This is a genomic window from Devosia epidermidihirudinis, assembly GCF_000971295.1.
Lineage (GTDB): Bacteria > Pseudomonadota > Alphaproteobacteria > Rhizobiales > Devosiaceae > Devosia > Devosia epidermidihirudinis.
On sequence record NZ_LANJ01000044.1, the window covers coordinates 86,838 to 101,741 of the forward strand.

Genomic DNA, 14,904 nt, shown 5'->3' on the forward strand with positions numbered 1-14,904 from the left:
CGTTTATTTCTTGACGTCGAGGATCTGGCGACCGCGGTACATGCCGGTCTTCAGGTCGACGTGGTGCGGACGACGCAGCTCGCCGGAATCCTTGTCTTCAACATAGGACGGCGCCGCAAGAGCGTCGGCCGAGCGGCGGAAGCCGCGCTTCATCGGCGAGGTCTTTCGTTTTGGCACTGCCATGGTCGTAACTCCGAATTCAATATCGTTCGTGCCGCATGGCGGCCCAGAGACGCTGCTCTGATGGGATTGGCGGTTCCTATAGATCAAGACGGAACGCTTGGCTAGAGGATTGTCAGATTCAACCGACGAATCCGACACTGGCTCCACAGCCATGTGTCTTACAGCGCCAATTGACCGTTTTCAGCCACACAATTGGCGCGCTGTCCATACTGTTTGACGCGGTTCTCGATGATCCGTGCAATGCGCTGCATCCCCGCAGAGGGCCGGGCTGGCTGGCGCAGCATGGGATTGGGCAGTGCCGTGACCAAGAGCGTCGCGGTGCGCCAGTCCAGATTCTGCGGGGCAATGCCAAAGGCACGTTGGGCTCCCGCCGCCACGCCAAACTGCCCCTCAGGGCCCCACTCGGCGATATTGAGATAGATTTCCATGATGCGTTTTTTCGGCATCACGAAGTCAACGTAGTAAGCCAGTGGCACTTCGAGGGCTTTGCGGATGACGTTTGGATTGTTCCAAAGAAAGAGATTGCGCGCCACCTGCATGGTGATGGTGGAGGCGCCGCGCGCAGATTCGCCGGCCATATAGCGTTCGACCTCTTCGCGCAGCGCGCCGAGATCAACGCCCCAATGGCGGCAGAACTGCCCATCTTCCGACAGGATCACCGAAGCTTTGAGCCGATCTGAAATCTGGTCGATATCGCGCCACTGTCGATCGACCGGCTGGCCGGCGACATAGCGCTGCAGCATCGGCACCGAAACAGGATCGACGATCAGATACAGCGGGGTCAGCAGCAGGGGAATGGCGACCAACACAGCGATGATGCCGCCCAGCCAGCGCAATGCGCGCCAGATGCTCTTCGATTTCGATCCCCTTGCCATGCGCCATCCATAGCGAGGGGGACTTGGGCGCGAAAGCGTCAATTGTACAGAGATTGGGGAAAGGTGATTGTTGGGGGCGTGTGGTTGCTTTGTGCGTTGCCTCGGCCCTGCCCCCTCACCCTAGCCCTCTCCCCGGAGGGGCGAGGGGCCGTCTGGTGTTTGGGGAGGCAACGAGCGCGTCTACTACAGTGCTGATCATTCAGTCGTCTCCCTCCCCCTTGCGAGGAGGGATCAAGGGTCGGGGCTGCCATGAGCCGAGCGTGGGGAGACATACGCCCATCCTGCTCGATGACGGACTTGGCTTGGCCAAGCCCTATCTCGCTTCCCTCCCCGCGAGGGGGAGGGATGTCGACTGATGGTTTGGCGCTTTCACCCACATCCCCTTGCCCGCCCGGCCCCAAACCGGCTAGCAACGGGCCATGTATGATTTTGCTGCTGACAGTGCCGAGAGTGCCCGCGCCGTGGAAACGGCGATGGAACGGCTGATAACCGCCAACCAGCTTTCGGGGCCCGGCCCAGCAGCCGACCGGCTGATTGCGGCCATGCGGCATGGCACCCTTGGCGGCGGCAAGCGATTGCGCCCATTGCTGGTGCGCCAGGCGGCCAATATCTTCAACATACCCGCGCCACAGGCCATTGTGCCCGGCCTCGCCGTCGAAATGATCCATTGCTACTCGCTGATCCACGACGACCTACCCGCCATGGACGACGACGACCTACGCCGAGGCCGTCCAACGGTTCACAAGGCCTATGATGACGCCACCGCGATCCTTGCGGGCGATGCCCTGCTGACCCACGCCTTTGGCCTGCTGGCAGGCGCGGACTGCCACGCCGACCCCGCCGTGCGCATTGCACTGGTGACCGAACTGGTGGCCGGCAGCGGCGCTGGCGGCATGGTGGGCGGGCAGATGCGCGATATCGAAGGCGAAAAGGGCGGCTTTTCGGGCGACGATATTTCGGTGATGCATTCCATGAAAACCGGCGCCCTGATCCGCGCCAGCGTGCGCATGGGCGCAATCCTCGGCGGTGCCGATGCGCGGGCGCTGTCGGCACTGACCGCCTATGCCGAAGCGGCCGGGCGGGCCTTCCAGCTGGCCGACGATATTCTGGACGTAACCGCGACGCCCGAGAGCATGGGCAAGGCGACGGGCAAGGACGCCGCCGCAGGCAAGCAGACCCTTGTCAGCCAGCTTGGCGTTGAGGGCGCGCGGGCGCGGCTTACCGAGATCGTCAATCATGCGCTGGGGTGCCTGCGCACTTTTGGTCCCAAGGCCGATGGTCTGCGCGCCACTGCCCGCTACTTCGCCAGTCGAGAGCACTAGTATGGCCCGGCTTCTCAGCGTCAATCGCGGGAAGGCAGAACCAATCCCGGCCAAATCGGCGCTGACTGGCATCTACAAACGCGCCGTCTATGGTCCGGTGCAGATCGACGCGCAGGGTCTGGAGCATGACGCCATCCTCGACCGTCGCCACCATGGCGGGGTGGATCAGGCCATCTACGTCTATTGCGCCGATGATTATCTGTGGTGGGCAAATGAACTGGGCCAGCGCATCGAGCCCGGCACCTTTGGCGAAAACCTCACCCTTTCGGGCATAGAAGGGACCAGCCTTGCCGTGGGCGACCGTCTGGCCATTGGCACGGTGGAACTCGAGGTGACCTCGCACCGCACGCCTTGCATGGTGTTTGCCGCGCGCATGGGCGACCCCAGATTTGTCAAACGCTTCCATCGCGCCGGCCGGCCCGGTGCCTATTGCCGCGTGCTGAAGGAAGGAAGCCTTGAAGTCGGCATGGCCGTGACGCTGACGCCCTATCAGGGCGAGCGCATCACCGTGGCCGAGCTGATGGCGCAGGATGGGGTCCGCGAGATCGACCCCAATTTTATGCGCCGTGCGCTGACCGCCCCTGTCCACTACAAGATGCGGGCCGATTACGAACATCGCCTCGCCCGCCTGTTTTGAGAGACCGTTTATGAGCCTTCAATCCGTTCAAGCCGACCTCGCCGCCCGCGCCCCAGACCTTGTCGTAGAGGTCACCGAGGCCTCCACCGCCACCGTACAGCTGGCCGCCGACGTGCATGGCGTCGAGCCCGGCCAGATCGCCAAGACCTTGTGCATTCGCGTCAAAGATGAGGAATTCCTGCTGGTGACGCGGGGCGATGCCCGGCTCGACAACGCCAAGTCGAAGGCCGCTCTGGGTGGCCGCCCGCGCATGCTCGGTGCCGAGGATGTGCTGCGGCTGACCAGCCACCAGGTGGGCGGGGTTTGCCCCTTCGGCCTGCCCGCGCCGCTGCCGATCTATCTCGATGTCTCGCTCAAGATTTATGATCTGGTGATCCCGGCTGGTGGCGACACTCACGCCTCGGTGCGGCTGAGCGTCGACCGGCTTGCCGAACTCTGCGGCAGTAGATGGGTCGATGCCTGCCAGCAACCAGCAGACGTCGAAACGGTTTAACTGACACTCACGCGTCACAAGGAGGCCAGTATGCTCGCAGTGCTGATCGTTGTCACCGCCATCAACGCGCTCGTCTCGACGGGCTTTTCCGTTGCGGCCGTGTTCTTCCCCGCCTTCATCGTGCGCGGTGGTGAGCGATCGCATACGGCGCGGGTGCTGGCCTATTACGGCCTCGCCCGCTCGGTTTCGCTGCTGCTGATCGTGCTTTGGGCCGCCTTCCGCATCGACACAACGGCCCTGCTCTGGCTGGGCACCCTGGCCGGCCTGATCCAGCTCGGCGACGCCGCCATCGGCACGCAAACCGGCGACCAGTTCAAGATCTGGGGACCACTGGGCCTGGGCGTGGTGCAGCTGGCCGTGGTGTTGCTGGCGTTTCTGTTTGGGGCCTAGCCGATCAGGCCATAAGCGCTGCCATCATCCTCTGCGCTGCAGCAGGGTCTTCGAGGACGGGCGTCAGGTCGGTGACTTGATCCAGCGCACCGGTGACTGGCAGGGCTTTGATCGTGGGATCTTCAATGCCCGCCAGACTTGCGGCTACAAGATCATCGGCGTTTATCGTGGTGAAGGGGCGCTCGTGATAGGGTCCCAGAACCGGCTCAGACGAGGCGCCTATGCCATCAGCAAGCTGTCGCCTGGCGAGGAGCATGTAGGCCGCTGCCAGTGCGTTGCCGCGCTCTTCCCAAGCTTGCGCCGAAAGGGCCTGCTCTAGAAGCGGCGAGAGACTTGCCGCGAGGGGGAGCTTGCTGAAGGCGCTGCCGAACCATTTGGAATAGGGCGCATAGCGGCGTTCCAGCAGGAAGCTCATCCGCATGATATCCCGCACCAGCCGGGCGGCGATGACGCGTGAGCCGAGATCGTCACCCACCTGGCCGGCGCGACCAACAAACGCCTGTTCCTCGGCAATCCGCCGCCATTGGCAGGCGATTTTGTAGAGCCAGATATCGTTGGGGAAATACGCCAGCGCCTCGCGCAACTGGGTCAGCCGCTTGTCGTCATCATGAAACACCGCGCCGCTGGTGAACGCCAGAAGCCGCTGCTCGGGTAGGCCAAGCCACTGCAATGAGTTGAGGTTGACGCCGTCGATGGCCAGCATCCGGCGCAGCGTGGCTTCAGTCGTGTGGATTTCGAGCCCATGCTCGATTGCTCCGACCGCACCGTCGCCACTCGCCGCCGGGTGGGGTCGATTGCGCCATCCAATCGGCTCACCCAAAAACTCTGTTGGGGCTATCGCGGTGAAGTCGCGGACCAGACGGTGCCCATATGTGCCAAAGGCATCGCGGGTGACAAAGATATGCACCCGCGGGCCCCAATTGTGGTCCCGCGAGGTCTCGTCATCAAAACCCAAAAGCTCTGATCCGTAGCCGATCAGCGCAGCAGCATGGGACAGTTCCGGGGCAACCGCATTCAACCAGGGCCGAACTATCTCACCGTAGAAGCGACGCGATAGCTCGATGCCCTGCATGCCCGTTTCACTCCGCTGCGGTCTTTTGCCCGGTGCCGAATTTGCGCTCGATATAGTCGGCCACCATCACCTTGAACTGGTCGGCCACATCGGCGCCGCGCAGGGTGGTGGCTTTTTCACCGTCGATGAAGACGGGGGCGGCGGGGGTTTCGCCGGTGCCGGGGAGCGAGATGCCGATATTGGCGTGCTTGCTTTCGCCGGGACCATTGACGATGCAGCCCATAACAGCGACCGAGAGTGTCTCAACGCCTGGATAGCGCTCTTTCCAGTCAGGCATCGAGGCCGTCAGGTGATCCTGAATATCCTTGGCCAGATGCTGGAAGGTGTTCGAGGTAGTGCGGCCACAGCCGGGGCATGCGGCAACCACGGGCAGGAACTGCCGAAAGCCCATGGTCTGCAGCAATTCCTGCGCGACCTTGACCTCGGTGGTGCGATCGCCGCCCGGCTCGGGCGTCAGCGAGATGCGGATGGTGTCGCCAATGCCCTGCTGCATCAGAATGCCCAAAGCCGCCGAGGACGCGACGACACCCTTGGTGCCCATGCCCGCTTCGGTCAGCCCCAGATGGAGCGCGTAATCGCAGCGCGCCGCCAGGTCCTGATAGACCGCGATCAGATGCTGAACGTCGGAGACTTTGGTGGAGAGGATGATCCGGTCGCGTCCCATGCCGAGTTCTTCGGCGCGGGCTGCACTGAGCAGGGCCGACTGGATGATCGCCTCGCGCTGCACGGCGGACGCAGAGATTGGCGCGGCAGACGCGGCGTTTTCGTCCATCAGCTTGGTCAGCAATTCCTCGTCGAGCGAACCCCAGTTCACCCCGATACGGACCGGCTTGTTGTATTTGTTGGCAATCTCGATCAGCGTCGAAAACTGCGTATCGCGCTTGGCCTTAAAGCCCACATTGCCCGGATTGATGCGATACTTGGCCAAGGCTTCGGCGCAGGCCGGGTGATCGGTGAGCAGCTTGTGGCCGATATAGTGGAAATCACCCACCAGCGGCACGTCATAGCCCATGAAGGCCAGCCGGTCGCGAATGATCGGGACGGCGGCGGCAGATTCGTCGCGATCCACGGTAATGCGGACAATTTCAGAGCCCGCCCGGGCAAGCTGCATGACCTGTTTGACCGTCGCGTCAATGTCGGCCGTATCGGTATTGGTCATCGATTGGACGACAACGGGCGCCCCGCCACCGACGCGTACGCCGCCAACATCCACACCCACCGATTGCCTGCGCGTCGCCGGACCCGACATGAAACACCTCTGTTGCTGACGCAGAAATAGGCCGCCGAGCCTATCGGCGCAATGTTTCTGATTGATGATAGCGCAAAGGTGTCGTTTGGGCGCAGGCTCACCCGTCGTATGGTACAAACCACCATCACGGAGCGCAGCGATGTCTTTCCAGGCCTATCTCGACAATATCGAAAAGCAGACCGGCGTTACGCCCGACCAGTTCATCGCCCTGGCCACCGAGAAGGGCTTTACCAAATCTGGCACCAAGGCCACCCCGATCACCGATTGGCTGAAGGCCGATTATGGGCTGGGGCACGGCCATGCCATGGCGATCGTAAAGCTATTGCGCGAGCGCGGCGGGTTGGTGAGTTAGGTTTTTAGCCCAGGCGGCGGGTGGGGTGAGAAGGAAGCATACCCTCTCCTGGCCTCCCCCTCCAAAGGGGGAGTAACAGAGCTGTGGGCTGGCGAGGCATCGGGCCAAAACAACCATCCCCAACAATGTGATCGCCCCCACCTTGAACCGAAACCGGGCGGGACCATTTATCAGTCATGATGAAAATGCTCCTCCCCCGCCTCGTCCTCTTCCGCAAAGAAGTCGTCCAGCTCTGGAAGGCCTTTTTCGCGCGCGAGACCCCGCTCTACCTCAAGGCAGCAACGCTGTTTGCGGCGTTCTATCTGATCAACCCGATGGACATCATTCCCGATGTGCTGCCGGTGATTGGTTGGGTGGATGATTTGATCCTGGTGCCGTTGATGGTCAGCTGGATCGTGAGCCGCCTGCCCATTCCGGTGAGGGCCGATATGCGCGAGCGCAATGGCCAGACCATTGATGGCAGCGCGCGCCGCCTCTGACAAAGCTGGGTAAAGTGTTCAGACCGCTAAAATTTTATCCAGTGATGAACTGATCTTTAGCGCCTGACGTCCTAAGGCTTCCCCCATGGACGACACGCTGCCCAGAATTGCTCTCAACCTGATTGGTCCCGGCCTGATTGCAGTGCTGGGGCTTGGCTTTTTGTGGGCCTGGCTGCTGGAGCGTAAGCGGCATTATTTACTGGCACTAACGGCGGCTTGCCTGTTGTTCGGCGTCGGCATTGCGAGCCAGGTTTTGGCCGTGCCGCGTGACAATGGCTATAACTCCTTTGTTTCCAATATTTTCTATACCTCTGCCGTGCTGGCAGTTGGCTGGGGTCTGTTGCGCCGGTCCGGGCGCACCCCCAATCCATTGATTGGGCTGGCCATTTTGCTCCTGTCGAGCGGGATGATCTGGTTTTTCTACTATGTCGACCCCAACCTGAGCGCGCGCGTCTATGTCCAGAATTTCGGCTTCGGCGCCATTCTGTTGCTGACTGCGATAAACCTGCGCGAACTTGCAATGGGACGCCTGGTCGACCGCGTCCTGTTTTGGGCGCTGTTAGTCTTTTCGGTCCACTTTTTCCCCCGCACCATCTTGACCGTCACGCCCTCAACCATGGTCGATGGACGGGCGTTTGGCGCGAGCCTGTTCTGGCAGGTGATGCAATTGTCATTGGCCGTTCTCGGCGCGGCTTTGGTGCTGTCCATGCTGATGGCGGCTCTATCTGACATCATCGAGGACATGCGCAGCGAGCGCGATACGGACGTGCTGACGGGGCTGCGCAATCGCCGCAGCTTTGACGACGATATGCGCGCCCTGCCCATACGCGCCGGTGCGCCCCTGCCCACCCTGATCCTCTGCGACCTCGACTACTTCAAGCAGGTCAACGACCAACACGGTCATGGCGTGGGCGACGCGGTGCTGCGCGACTTTGGAACGCTGCTCACGGCCAATATGCGCGGGGCTGACAAGGTGTATCGCATTGGCGGCGAAGAGTTCGCCACGATCGTGCCCGGCGACGTCAGTGACGCCCGCAGACTCGTCGAACGGCTGCAAGGCGCTTTGACCGACGCCAATTTCCCCCTGCCCGACGACATGCCGATCACCGCCAGCTTTGGTGGCGCCACCCGCCTGGAGCGCGAAGGCTTTCAGGCCTGGTTCGATCGCGCTGATGCGGCCCTCTACGCGTCCAAACAACAGGGCCGCGACCGCGCCGTGTTTGCTGAAGATCAGGCCACAAAAACAAAAACCCAGGATGACGATGATCACCCTGGGCTGATTGTTGCGCGAGCTTAACAGCTCCTATTCGAAGCGGACCAGCAAGTCCTTGGCGTCGATCTGGTCGCCCGGCTTGATCAGGAGCTCGGCGACGACGCCGTCCGCCTCCGCATGAATGGCCGTTTCCATCTTCATGGCTTCAATCGAGCACAGCACGTCACCGGCCATAACTTTCTGGCCTTCCTTGACGTTGAGCGTGGAAATCACACCCGGCATTGGGGCGCCAACCTGCTTGGTATCACCCAGCACCGCCTTGGCGCGAACCTTGACCTCGCCGACCTTGAGACGATCGGGAACCTGAATGGTGCGTGGCTGACCGTTGAGGTCGAAGAAAACGCGCACTTCGCCCTTATCGTTGGTTGGCGCGCGACCGAGATATTGCAGAACCAGCGTCTTGCCCTTCTCGATGTCGATGAACAGCTCGTCGCCTTCATCAAGACCGTAGAAATAGACCGGCGTTGGCAGCACTTCGGTGGGGCCGTAGCGATCCTGGGTCTTTTCGAAATCCGAGAAGACCTTTGGATACATGAGGTAGGACGCGAGGCGGAAATCGTCGATCTCGTGACCGACTTCTTCTTCGACCTTCTTGCGCTCGGCTTCGAGGTCGACATCCTTCAGGTAGGAGCCCGGACGTTCGGTAAGGGCAGTCTTGCCCTTGAGCACCTTCTTTTGCAGCGCCTGCGGGAAACCGCCGGGGGGCTGGCCGAGATCGCCGGCAAAGAAGCCGACAACCGAATCCGGGAAGGCGATGTCGCGGTTGGGATCTTCCACGTCGGAACGAGTGAGACCGGCCGAGACCATGGCCAAGGCCATGTCGCCGACAACCTTGGAGCTTGGCGTGACCTTGACGATATCGCCGAACATCTGGTTGACGTCGGCATAGGTCTGAGCGACCTCGTGCCAGCGGGTTTCAAGACCCAGCGAGCGGGCCTGTTCCTTGAGATTGGTGAATTGGCCACCGGGCATTTCGTGCAGATAGACTTCCGAAGCGCCGCCCTTGAGATCGCTCTCAAAGGCGCGGTACTGCGTGCGCACGGCCTCCCAATAGAAGGACAGCTGGCGGATTGCCTTGGCGTCGAGCTGGGGATCGCGATCGCCATCGGCGAGGGCCGCAACGAGCGACCCGAGAGTTGGCTGGCTGGTGGTGCCGGAAAGGGCATCCATGGCCGCATCGACCGCGTCGACACCGGCTTCGACAGCCGCGAGAACGGTGGCCGAGGCCACGCCCGAGGTATCATGGGTGTGGAGGTGGATCGGCAGGCCGATTTCCTCTTTCAGCGTCGCGATGAGCTTTTTGGCAGCAGCAGGCTTGAGCAGGCCCGCCATGTCCTTGAGCCCCAGTACGTGTGCGCCAGCGGCTTCTAGTTCCTTGGCCAAGGCCACGTAGTATTTCAGGTCATACTTGGCGCGATCAGGATCGAGCAGATCGCCGGTGTAGCAAACCACACCCTCGGCAACCTTGCCCTCTTCGATGACCGCGTCGAGCGAGACGCGCATGTTCTCGACCCAGTTGAGGCAATCGAAGACGCGGAAAATGTCGACGCCGCCCTTGGCCGCTTGGCTGACGAAGAACTTGACCACATTGTCCGGATAATTGGTGTAGCCAACGCCGTTCGAGCCGCGCAGCAACATCTGGGTCAGAATATTCGGCGCGCCTTCGCGCACTTTGGCCAGACGTTCCCACGGATCTTCATTGAGGAAGCGCATCGACACGTCGAACGTCGCCCCGCCCCAGCATTCAAGGCTGAACAGGTTCGGCAATCCGCGCGAATAGGCCTCGGCAATGCGGGTGATGTCGAAGCTGCGCATACGCGTCGCCAGCAGCGACTGGTGCGCATCGCGCATCGTCGTGTCGGTGAACAGCACGCGCTTTTGCGCCTTCATCCAGTCGGCAAGCGCCTTGGGGCCATCACGATCGAGAATCTGGCGGCTGCCATTGATGTCGGCAAGCACGGGGAATTCCGGAACGATGGGCGCGGCGGCATCTGCCGGTGGCTTTGGCCGGTCGCGCACTTCGGGGTGCCCGTTGACGGTGACGTCGGCGATGTAGCTAAGGAGCTTCGTCGCGCGATCCTTGCGCGGCTTGAAGTTGAACAGCTCCGGCGTCGTATCGATGAAGCGCGTCGTATAGCGGTTCTCAACAAAATCGGGGTGCGTGATGATGTTCTCAAGGAACGCCAGATTGGTCGAGACGCCGCGAATACGGAACTCGCGCAGGGCGCGGTGCATACGGGCAATCGCTTCCTCGGCGGTCGGAGCCCAGCAGGTGACTTTTTCCAGCAGCGGATCATAAAAGCGGGTGATGACTGCGCCTGCATAGGCCGTGCCACCATCAAGACGCACACCGAAACCGGTCGCGCCGCGATAGGCGGTGATGCGGCCGTAATCGGGAATGAAGTTGTGCTCGGGATCTTCGGTGGTGACGCGGCACTGGATCGCGTTGCCGTTGAGGTGGATATCCTGCTGCAACGGAACCCCGGACTCTGGCGTACCTATCACGGCGCCGTCGAGCAGATGGATCTGCGCCTTGACGATGTCGATCCCCGTCACCTCTTCAGTGACGGTATGCTCGACCTGAATGCGCGGGTTCACCTCGATGAAGTAGAACTTGTCAGTGTCGGCATCCATCAGGAATTCGACGGTGCCCGCGCCACGATAATTGGCGGCATTACCGAGGCGGACGGCTGCGTCGGTCAGGTCCTTGCGGACGGCGTCGCTGAGATAGGGCGCGGGGGCGCGCTCGACGACCTTCTGATTGCGGCGCTGCACCGAGCAATCGCGCTCGTACAGATGCACCAGATTGCCATGATCGTCGCCGATCAGCTGCACTTCGACGTGGCGGGCGCGCTCGACCAGCTTTTCGAGATACATCTCGTCCTTGCCGAAGGCCGCCTTGGCTTCGCGCTTGCCTTCGGACACTTCCGACAGCAGGCTCTTTTCATTCATGATGCGGCGCATGCCGCGACCGCCGCCGCCCCAGGAGGCCTTGAGCATCAAGGGATAGCCGATCTCAGCAGCAAGCTTTTTGATCAGCTCGGGATCATCGGGCAGCGCCTCCGTGGCGGGCACGACAGGCACATTGGAGGCGATCGCCATGTTGCGCGCCGCGACCTTGTTGCCGAGATCGCGCATGGTCTGGGCGCGTGGACCGATAAAGATGATCCCTGCTGCTTCGCAGGCATCCACAAATTCGGGGCTTTCCGAGAGCAGGCCATAGCCGGGATGGATCGCGTCAGCACCGGAAAGCTTGGCGACGCGGATATATTCGTCGATCTGCAGATAGGCTTCGACCGGGCCCTTACCCTTGCCGATCAGATAGGCCTCGTCGGCCTTGAACCGGTGCAGCGCCAGCTTGTCTTCTTCGGCATAAGCCGCAACCGTCTTCAGACCAAGTTCATTGGCGGCGCGAAACACGCGGATGGCGATTTCGCTGCGATTGGCGACGAGGATTTTCTTGATTGGCATCGTTTCAGTATCCGAGCAAAAGGGGTTTAGGGCCCGCAAAGGGTCCGGCTCAGGTCAGTCAAAACGATTGGAACGGTTGCCCGTCCAACCGTTAGAAACTGTTTATGTACGGCTCAAATGGCCTGCGAGATGGCTCATGTCGTAGCCGGCCTCTGCCGCCTGCGAAATGATCTCGCCTGCATCCATTTCTCCAGCCTGGCTGAGCGCCCACAGCGTGGTGGAACGCGTGCCCGAACGGCAGAAACAGAAGACCGGACCATTGCTCCCCTCGAGCGCGGCCTTGGTCTGTTCAACCATGTCGGCGTTAACGCCTTCACGGCCCAGTGGGATGGCGTAATAGGCAAGGCCAGCGGCTTTTGCAGCAGCTTCGATCTCAACGCCTGCCGGTTGATCGGGCGATTCCCCGTCCGGCCTATTATTGATGATGGCGACGAAACCTGCGGTTTTGAGCGCAGCAATATCCTCAGGTTGAATCTGCCCTGAGACGCTGACGTGATCGTTGATCCGCTTCAAATCCAAGTCTTTACTCCCGCTGCCACCAAAGGCTTCCCGCGCACGTTATATCCGTGCGCCTGCGTTTGATGCAACTGCAACAAAAGGCTTGCTGTCATGAAGCTGTCACGGCGTAGATGCGCCGACCCAGTTTCGCCAGATATCGGGCCGCTCAACAATAAAGCGATCCGCTACACCTTCAACCGTCGCCCCGGGCTCATTGAGCTGGGCCAGCATCGTGTTCATATCGGCCAGCTTCATGGTGGTGCGCTGGAAATACCCCGCAATGGTGGGGATGTCAGTGAACACCCATTCGGCCACCGCCACCACCACGGTCTCCGGCGCAAAAGCGCTGGGCTTGGGGGCCTCGCACACAGCTTGCGCCAGACACTTGGCGGCGTCGGCATCATAGGCGCCCATATCGAGGGCTGCAAAATCGACCTGCGCCAAAACCGCATTGGGCTGCCAATAGTAAAACAGAATGGCTTCCGTGCGGCTGACAGCATCGGCGATCAGCCGATCCATCTCAAAGCGATTGGCGGGCTCGACGATCTCCAGCAGTCCATTCAGGCCAAGGGCAGTGATCAGATTTCGATTGATGATAGAGCAGGCCCAGTCGATCGGGCAGGAAATGAACCGCACCTTGCGTCCGGCATAGAACGTTGGCAGCGATACCCTAAGGGCGGCAACTCCGGTCAGTTCGGGATGGGCGGCTTTGACATAGCCGGGAGTGAACCAGCCTTCGAACCCGGTTTCGGCATAACTGATGGCGGCAGGCCGCAAAGTCTGCGCCTCAACGCCCTTGTTCCACACATCCGCAATGCGGGTGACCCAGATTTCGGGCGCTACAGCAGGCTGACCACTTGTGCCCATAGACGACGCCGTGGCCGCCGGATCGCCCGGTATGGTGCGCGCATCGCAGCCGAATTCGCGCGCCAAAAGACGGGCGTGAATTTCCGCCAGCAGCGCTGCCGAGGGCCAGCTCATGCGGGCAATGGCGATGGGCTGAGTGCCACAGACCGGCTTTGGAGCAGCGGGCGCGGCAGGCGTGGCGATCTGAGGCCGACCAGCATTATCCTGCGCCTGATCGAGCACAGTGATCTGCGCCTGCGCGGGAGTGGCCCAGGCCAGCAACAACGCCATGCCGATGAAACGCCAGTTCATAGTTATCTCCTTAGCACGCGTGCGCCGCGATCTAAATCACAGGCCCGTTAAGCAACTCTGGCAACGTGCTGGTTTGACAATCAATACCCGGTGACTCGTCTACAATAAATGTGCAACAGTCTGGCTTAGCGGGGCGCGGGTTGCGCCCCCTTATCGCGTCGTTCCGTGCCGCAAGACTGGCCCGCGCAAGGGCAGCTCGGCGGAACGACCCAAGAGAGGGACGTCTATGCTGAATTTCAAGAACACTCTTGCCCTGGCTGTCGCTGCCTCGGCGCTCGCCGTTGCAGCGCCATCGATGGCTGCTGACGTCAAGCTCGGCTTTCTGGCCGACGTGACCGGCCCGATCGCGGGCTTCGCTGGTGGTATGGTATCGGCCGGTAACCTGGCTGTCGACAACGTCAATGCCCAGGGCGGCATCCTCAACGGCGAAAAGCTGGTTTCGATCCTTGCTGACGGCGCCTGCTCGGCTGACACCGCCGGCCCAGCCGCTGACCGTCTGGTGAACACCGAGAACGTGACTGCCGTGTTCGGCGCATATTGCACTGGCGCAACCCTGGCTGCGTTCAACACTGCTGGCCTGCCCGGCAATGTCGTGTTCATTTCGCCATCGGCTTCCGCACCCGTGCTGACCACCACCGAAGACAACGACCTGCTGTATCGCACCGTGGTGTCGGACGCTTTCCAGGGCGCCAAGGGCGCTGAGCTGCTGCTCTCCCAGGGCATCAAGGAAGTTGGCGTCACCTATGTGAACAACGACTACGGCAAAGGCCTGGCTGATCAGTTCGCATCGACCTTCACCGCTGGTGGCGGCAAGATCCTGTCTAACGTCGCGCACGAAGACGGCAAGGCAGACTACCGTCCAGAAATCGGCCAGATCGAATCCTCGGGCGCAACCACGCTCGTGATCTACGGCTACGAAAATGCTGGCGGCGGCGCGATCCTCAACCAGGCTCTCGAGGCCGGTAGTTTCACCCAGTTCCTCGGCGGCGACGGCATGGCCGGTGACGCTCTGCTGGCGAGCCGTGATGCGTCGACCCTGGAAGGTCTGATCCTGACCCAGGCGGCTGCCGCTTCGGGCGAAGCCTATGACGTCTATGCCAAGCTCGCGACCGATGCGGGTCTGGTTCCAGACACCACCTATGGCCCACAGTCCTACGACGCGGTCTTTGCGCTGGCTCTCGCCATCGAAAAGAACGGCAATGCCGACCGCGCCAACCTGTCGACCGCTCTGCGTGACGTGACCTCCGCTCCCGGCGAGAAGATCCTGCCCGGCGAATGGAGCAAGGCTGTCGAGCTGATCAAGGCCGGCACCGACATCGACTATGAAGGCGCTTCGAGCAACCTCGACTTCGACGCAGCAGGCGACATCGCCGGCGGCATCGACTACTTCGTCATCGAAGGCGGCAAGATCGTCAACAAGGGCCTGATCCAGTAATCAGCCTCTTCGCCACG

The 14,904-nt window shown here is 61.5% G+C and carries 15 protein-coding genes; 8 read left to right on the forward strand and 7 right to left on the reverse strand.

Annotation, left to right across the window (positions count from 1 at the left end; genetic code table 11):
* Positions 1 to 3: 3 nt before the first annotated feature.
* Together rpmF and WH87_RS14875 are read right to left on the reverse strand one after the other, a co-directional pair.
* On the reverse strand, positions 4 to 183 hold the full coding sequence (gene rpmF / locus WH87_RS14870; RefSeq protein WP_046140877.1) for a 50S ribosomal protein L32: 180 nt from the start codon (positions 181 to 183) through the stop codon (positions 4 to 6).
* A 158-nt stretch (positions 184 to 341) separates the two neighbouring features.
* Positions 342 to 1,058: a transglycosylase domain-containing protein gene (locus WH87_RS14875; RefSeq protein WP_046140790.1), complete on the reverse strand. Its 717-nt coding sequence runs from the start codon at positions 1,056 to 1,058 to the stop codon at positions 342 to 344.
* 419 nt (positions 1,059 to 1,477) lie between these two features.
* On the opposite strand from WH87_RS14875, the gene WH87_RS14880 reads away from it, so the two are divergent.
* Genes WH87_RS14880 through WH87_RS14895 form a run of 4 tightly spaced genes read left to right on the forward strand, consistent with a single transcriptional unit; the run spans position 1,478 to position 3,900 of the window.
* Entirely contained in the window at positions 1,478 to 2,380 is a 903-nt protein-coding gene (locus tag WH87_RS14880; RefSeq protein WP_046140789.1) for a polyprenyl synthetase family protein, read from the forward strand.
* A 1-nt stretch (position 2,381) separates the two neighbouring features.
* A complete protein-coding gene (locus WH87_RS14885) occupies positions 2,382 to 3,017 on the forward strand; it encodes an MOSC domain-containing protein (RefSeq protein ID WP_046140788.1) in 636 nt (211 codons plus the stop codon).
* A 10-nt stretch (positions 3,018 to 3,027) separates the two neighbouring features.
* Positions 3,028 to 3,510, forward strand: a complete 483-nt coding sequence (locus WH87_RS14890; protein ID WP_046140787.1) for a YbaK/EbsC family protein — start codon at positions 3,028 to 3,030, stop codon at positions 3,508 to 3,510.
* A 30-nt stretch (positions 3,511 to 3,540) separates the two neighbouring features.
* A complete protein-coding gene (locus WH87_RS14895; protein WP_046140786.1) occupies positions 3,541 to 3,900 on the forward strand; it encodes a hypothetical protein in 360 nt (119 codons plus the stop codon).
* 4 nt (positions 3,901 to 3,904) lie between these two features.
* Here the strand turns inward: WH87_RS14895 and WH87_RS14900 are convergent, their stop codons facing one another.
* The gene (locus WH87_RS14900) at positions 3,905 to 4,972 is read right to left on the reverse strand and encodes a DUF4037 domain-containing protein (RefSeq protein ID WP_046140785.1); all 1,068 of its coding nucleotides are present in this window, start codon (positions 4,970 to 4,972) and stop codon (positions 3,905 to 3,907) included.
* A 7-nt stretch (positions 4,973 to 4,979) separates the two neighbouring features.
* The gene (gene ispG / locus WH87_RS14905; protein ID WP_046140784.1) at positions 4,980 to 6,221 is read right to left on the reverse strand and encodes a flavodoxin-dependent (E)-4-hydroxy-3-methylbut-2-enyl-diphosphate synthase; all 1,242 of its coding nucleotides are present in this window, start codon (positions 6,219 to 6,221) and stop codon (positions 4,980 to 4,982) included.
* Positions 6,222 to 6,360: 139 nt separating this feature from the next.
* Here ispG and WH87_RS14910 point away from each other — a divergent pair, with 139 nt between their 5' ends.
* The 3 genes from WH87_RS14910 to WH87_RS14920 all read left to right on the forward strand — a co-directional run bounded on the left by WH87_RS14910 (position 6,361) and on the right by WH87_RS14920 (position 8,349).
* The gene (locus tag WH87_RS14910; protein ID WP_046140876.1) at positions 6,361 to 6,573 is read left to right on the forward strand and encodes a DUF4287 domain-containing protein; all 213 of its coding nucleotides are present in this window, start codon (positions 6,361 to 6,363) and stop codon (positions 6,571 to 6,573) included.
* Between the two features lie 176 nt (positions 6,574 to 6,749).
* Positions 6,750 to 7,052 (forward strand): YkvA family protein, encoded by a 303-nt coding sequence (locus tag WH87_RS14915; RefSeq protein WP_046140783.1) that lies wholly within the window; start codon positions 6,750 to 6,752, stop codon positions 7,050 to 7,052.
* Positions 7,053 to 7,137: 85 nt separating this feature from the next.
* Positions 7,138 to 8,349, forward strand: a complete 1,212-nt coding sequence (locus tag WH87_RS14920) for a GGDEF domain-containing protein (protein ID WP_046140782.1) — start codon at positions 7,138 to 7,140, stop codon at positions 8,347 to 8,349.
* 6 nt (positions 8,350 to 8,355) lie between these two features.
* Here the strand turns inward: WH87_RS14920 and pyc are convergent, their stop codons facing one another.
* From pyc to WH87_RS14935, 3 genes are all read right to left on the reverse strand, one after another.
* Complete coding sequence (gene pyc, locus WH87_RS14925; RefSeq protein ID WP_046140781.1) at positions 8,356 to 11,796, reverse strand: pyruvate carboxylase; 3,441 nt, start codon at positions 11,794 to 11,796, stop codon at positions 8,356 to 8,358.
* A 102-nt stretch (positions 11,797 to 11,898) separates the two neighbouring features.
* Positions 11,899 to 12,315, reverse strand: coding sequence for a TIGR01244 family sulfur transferase (locus WH87_RS14930; protein WP_046140780.1), 417 nt, complete (start codon positions 12,313 to 12,315; stop codon positions 11,899 to 11,901).
* Between the two features lie 99 nt (positions 12,316 to 12,414).
* Positions 12,415 to 13,452: a glycine betaine ABC transporter substrate-binding protein gene (locus WH87_RS14935; protein WP_046140779.1), complete on the reverse strand. Its 1,038-nt coding sequence runs from the start codon at positions 13,450 to 13,452 to the stop codon at positions 12,415 to 12,417.
* Between the two features lie 226 nt (positions 13,453 to 13,678).
* Here WH87_RS14935 and WH87_RS14940 point away from each other — a divergent pair, with 226 nt between their 5' ends.
* Positions 13,679 to 14,887: an ABC transporter substrate-binding protein gene (locus tag WH87_RS14940; protein WP_046140778.1), complete on the forward strand. Its 1,209-nt coding sequence runs from the start codon at positions 13,679 to 13,681 to the stop codon at positions 14,885 to 14,887.
* The last annotated feature ends 17 nt before the right edge of the window (positions 14,888 to 14,904 follow it).

Coding starts and splice junctions, on each gene's coding strand:
- rpmF (WP_046140877.1), bottom strand. CDS start 183: ATGGCAGTGCCAAAACGAAAGACCTCGCCGATGAAGCGCGGCTTCCGC.
- WH87_RS14875 (WP_046140790.1), bottom strand. CDS start 1,058: ATGGCAAGGGGATCGAAATCGAAGAGCATCTGGCGCGCATTGCGCTGG.
- WH87_RS14880 (WP_046140789.1), top strand. CDS start 1,478: ATGTATGATTTTGCTGCTGACAGTGCCGAGAGTGCCCGCGCCGTGGAA.
- WH87_RS14885 (WP_046140788.1), top strand. CDS start 2,382: ATGGCCCGGCTTCTCAGCGTCAATCGCGGGAAGGCAGAACCAATCCCG.
- WH87_RS14890 (WP_046140787.1), top strand. CDS start 3,028: ATGAGCCTTCAATCCGTTCAAGCCGACCTCGCCGCCCGCGCCCCAGAC.
- WH87_RS14895 (WP_046140786.1), top strand. CDS start 3,541: ATGCTCGCAGTGCTGATCGTTGTCACCGCCATCAACGCGCTCGTCTCG.
- WH87_RS14900 (WP_046140785.1), bottom strand. CDS start 4,972: ATGCAGGGCATCGAGCTATCGCGTCGCTTCTACGGTGAGATAGTTCGG.
- ispG (WP_046140784.1), bottom strand. CDS start 6,221: ATGTCGGGTCCGGCGACGCGCAGGCAATCGGTGGGTGTGGATGTTGGC.
- WH87_RS14910 (WP_046140876.1), top strand. CDS start 6,361: ATGTCTTTCCAGGCCTATCTCGACAATATCGAAAAGCAGACCGGCGTT.
- WH87_RS14915 (WP_046140783.1), top strand. CDS start 6,750: ATGATGAAAATGCTCCTCCCCCGCCTCGTCCTCTTCCGCAAAGAAGTC.
- WH87_RS14920 (WP_046140782.1), top strand. CDS start 7,138: ATGGACGACACGCTGCCCAGAATTGCTCTCAACCTGATTGGTCCCGGC.
- pyc (WP_046140781.1), bottom strand. CDS start 11,796: ATGCCAATCAAGAAAATCCTCGTCGCCAATCGCAGCGAAATCGCCATC.
- WH87_RS14935 (WP_046140779.1), bottom strand. CDS start 13,452: ATGAACTGGCGTTTCATCGGCATGGCGTTGTTGCTGGCCTGGGCCACT.
- WH87_RS14940 (WP_046140778.1), top strand. CDS start 13,679: ATGCTGAATTTCAAGAACACTCTTGCCCTGGCTGTCGCTGCCTCGGCG.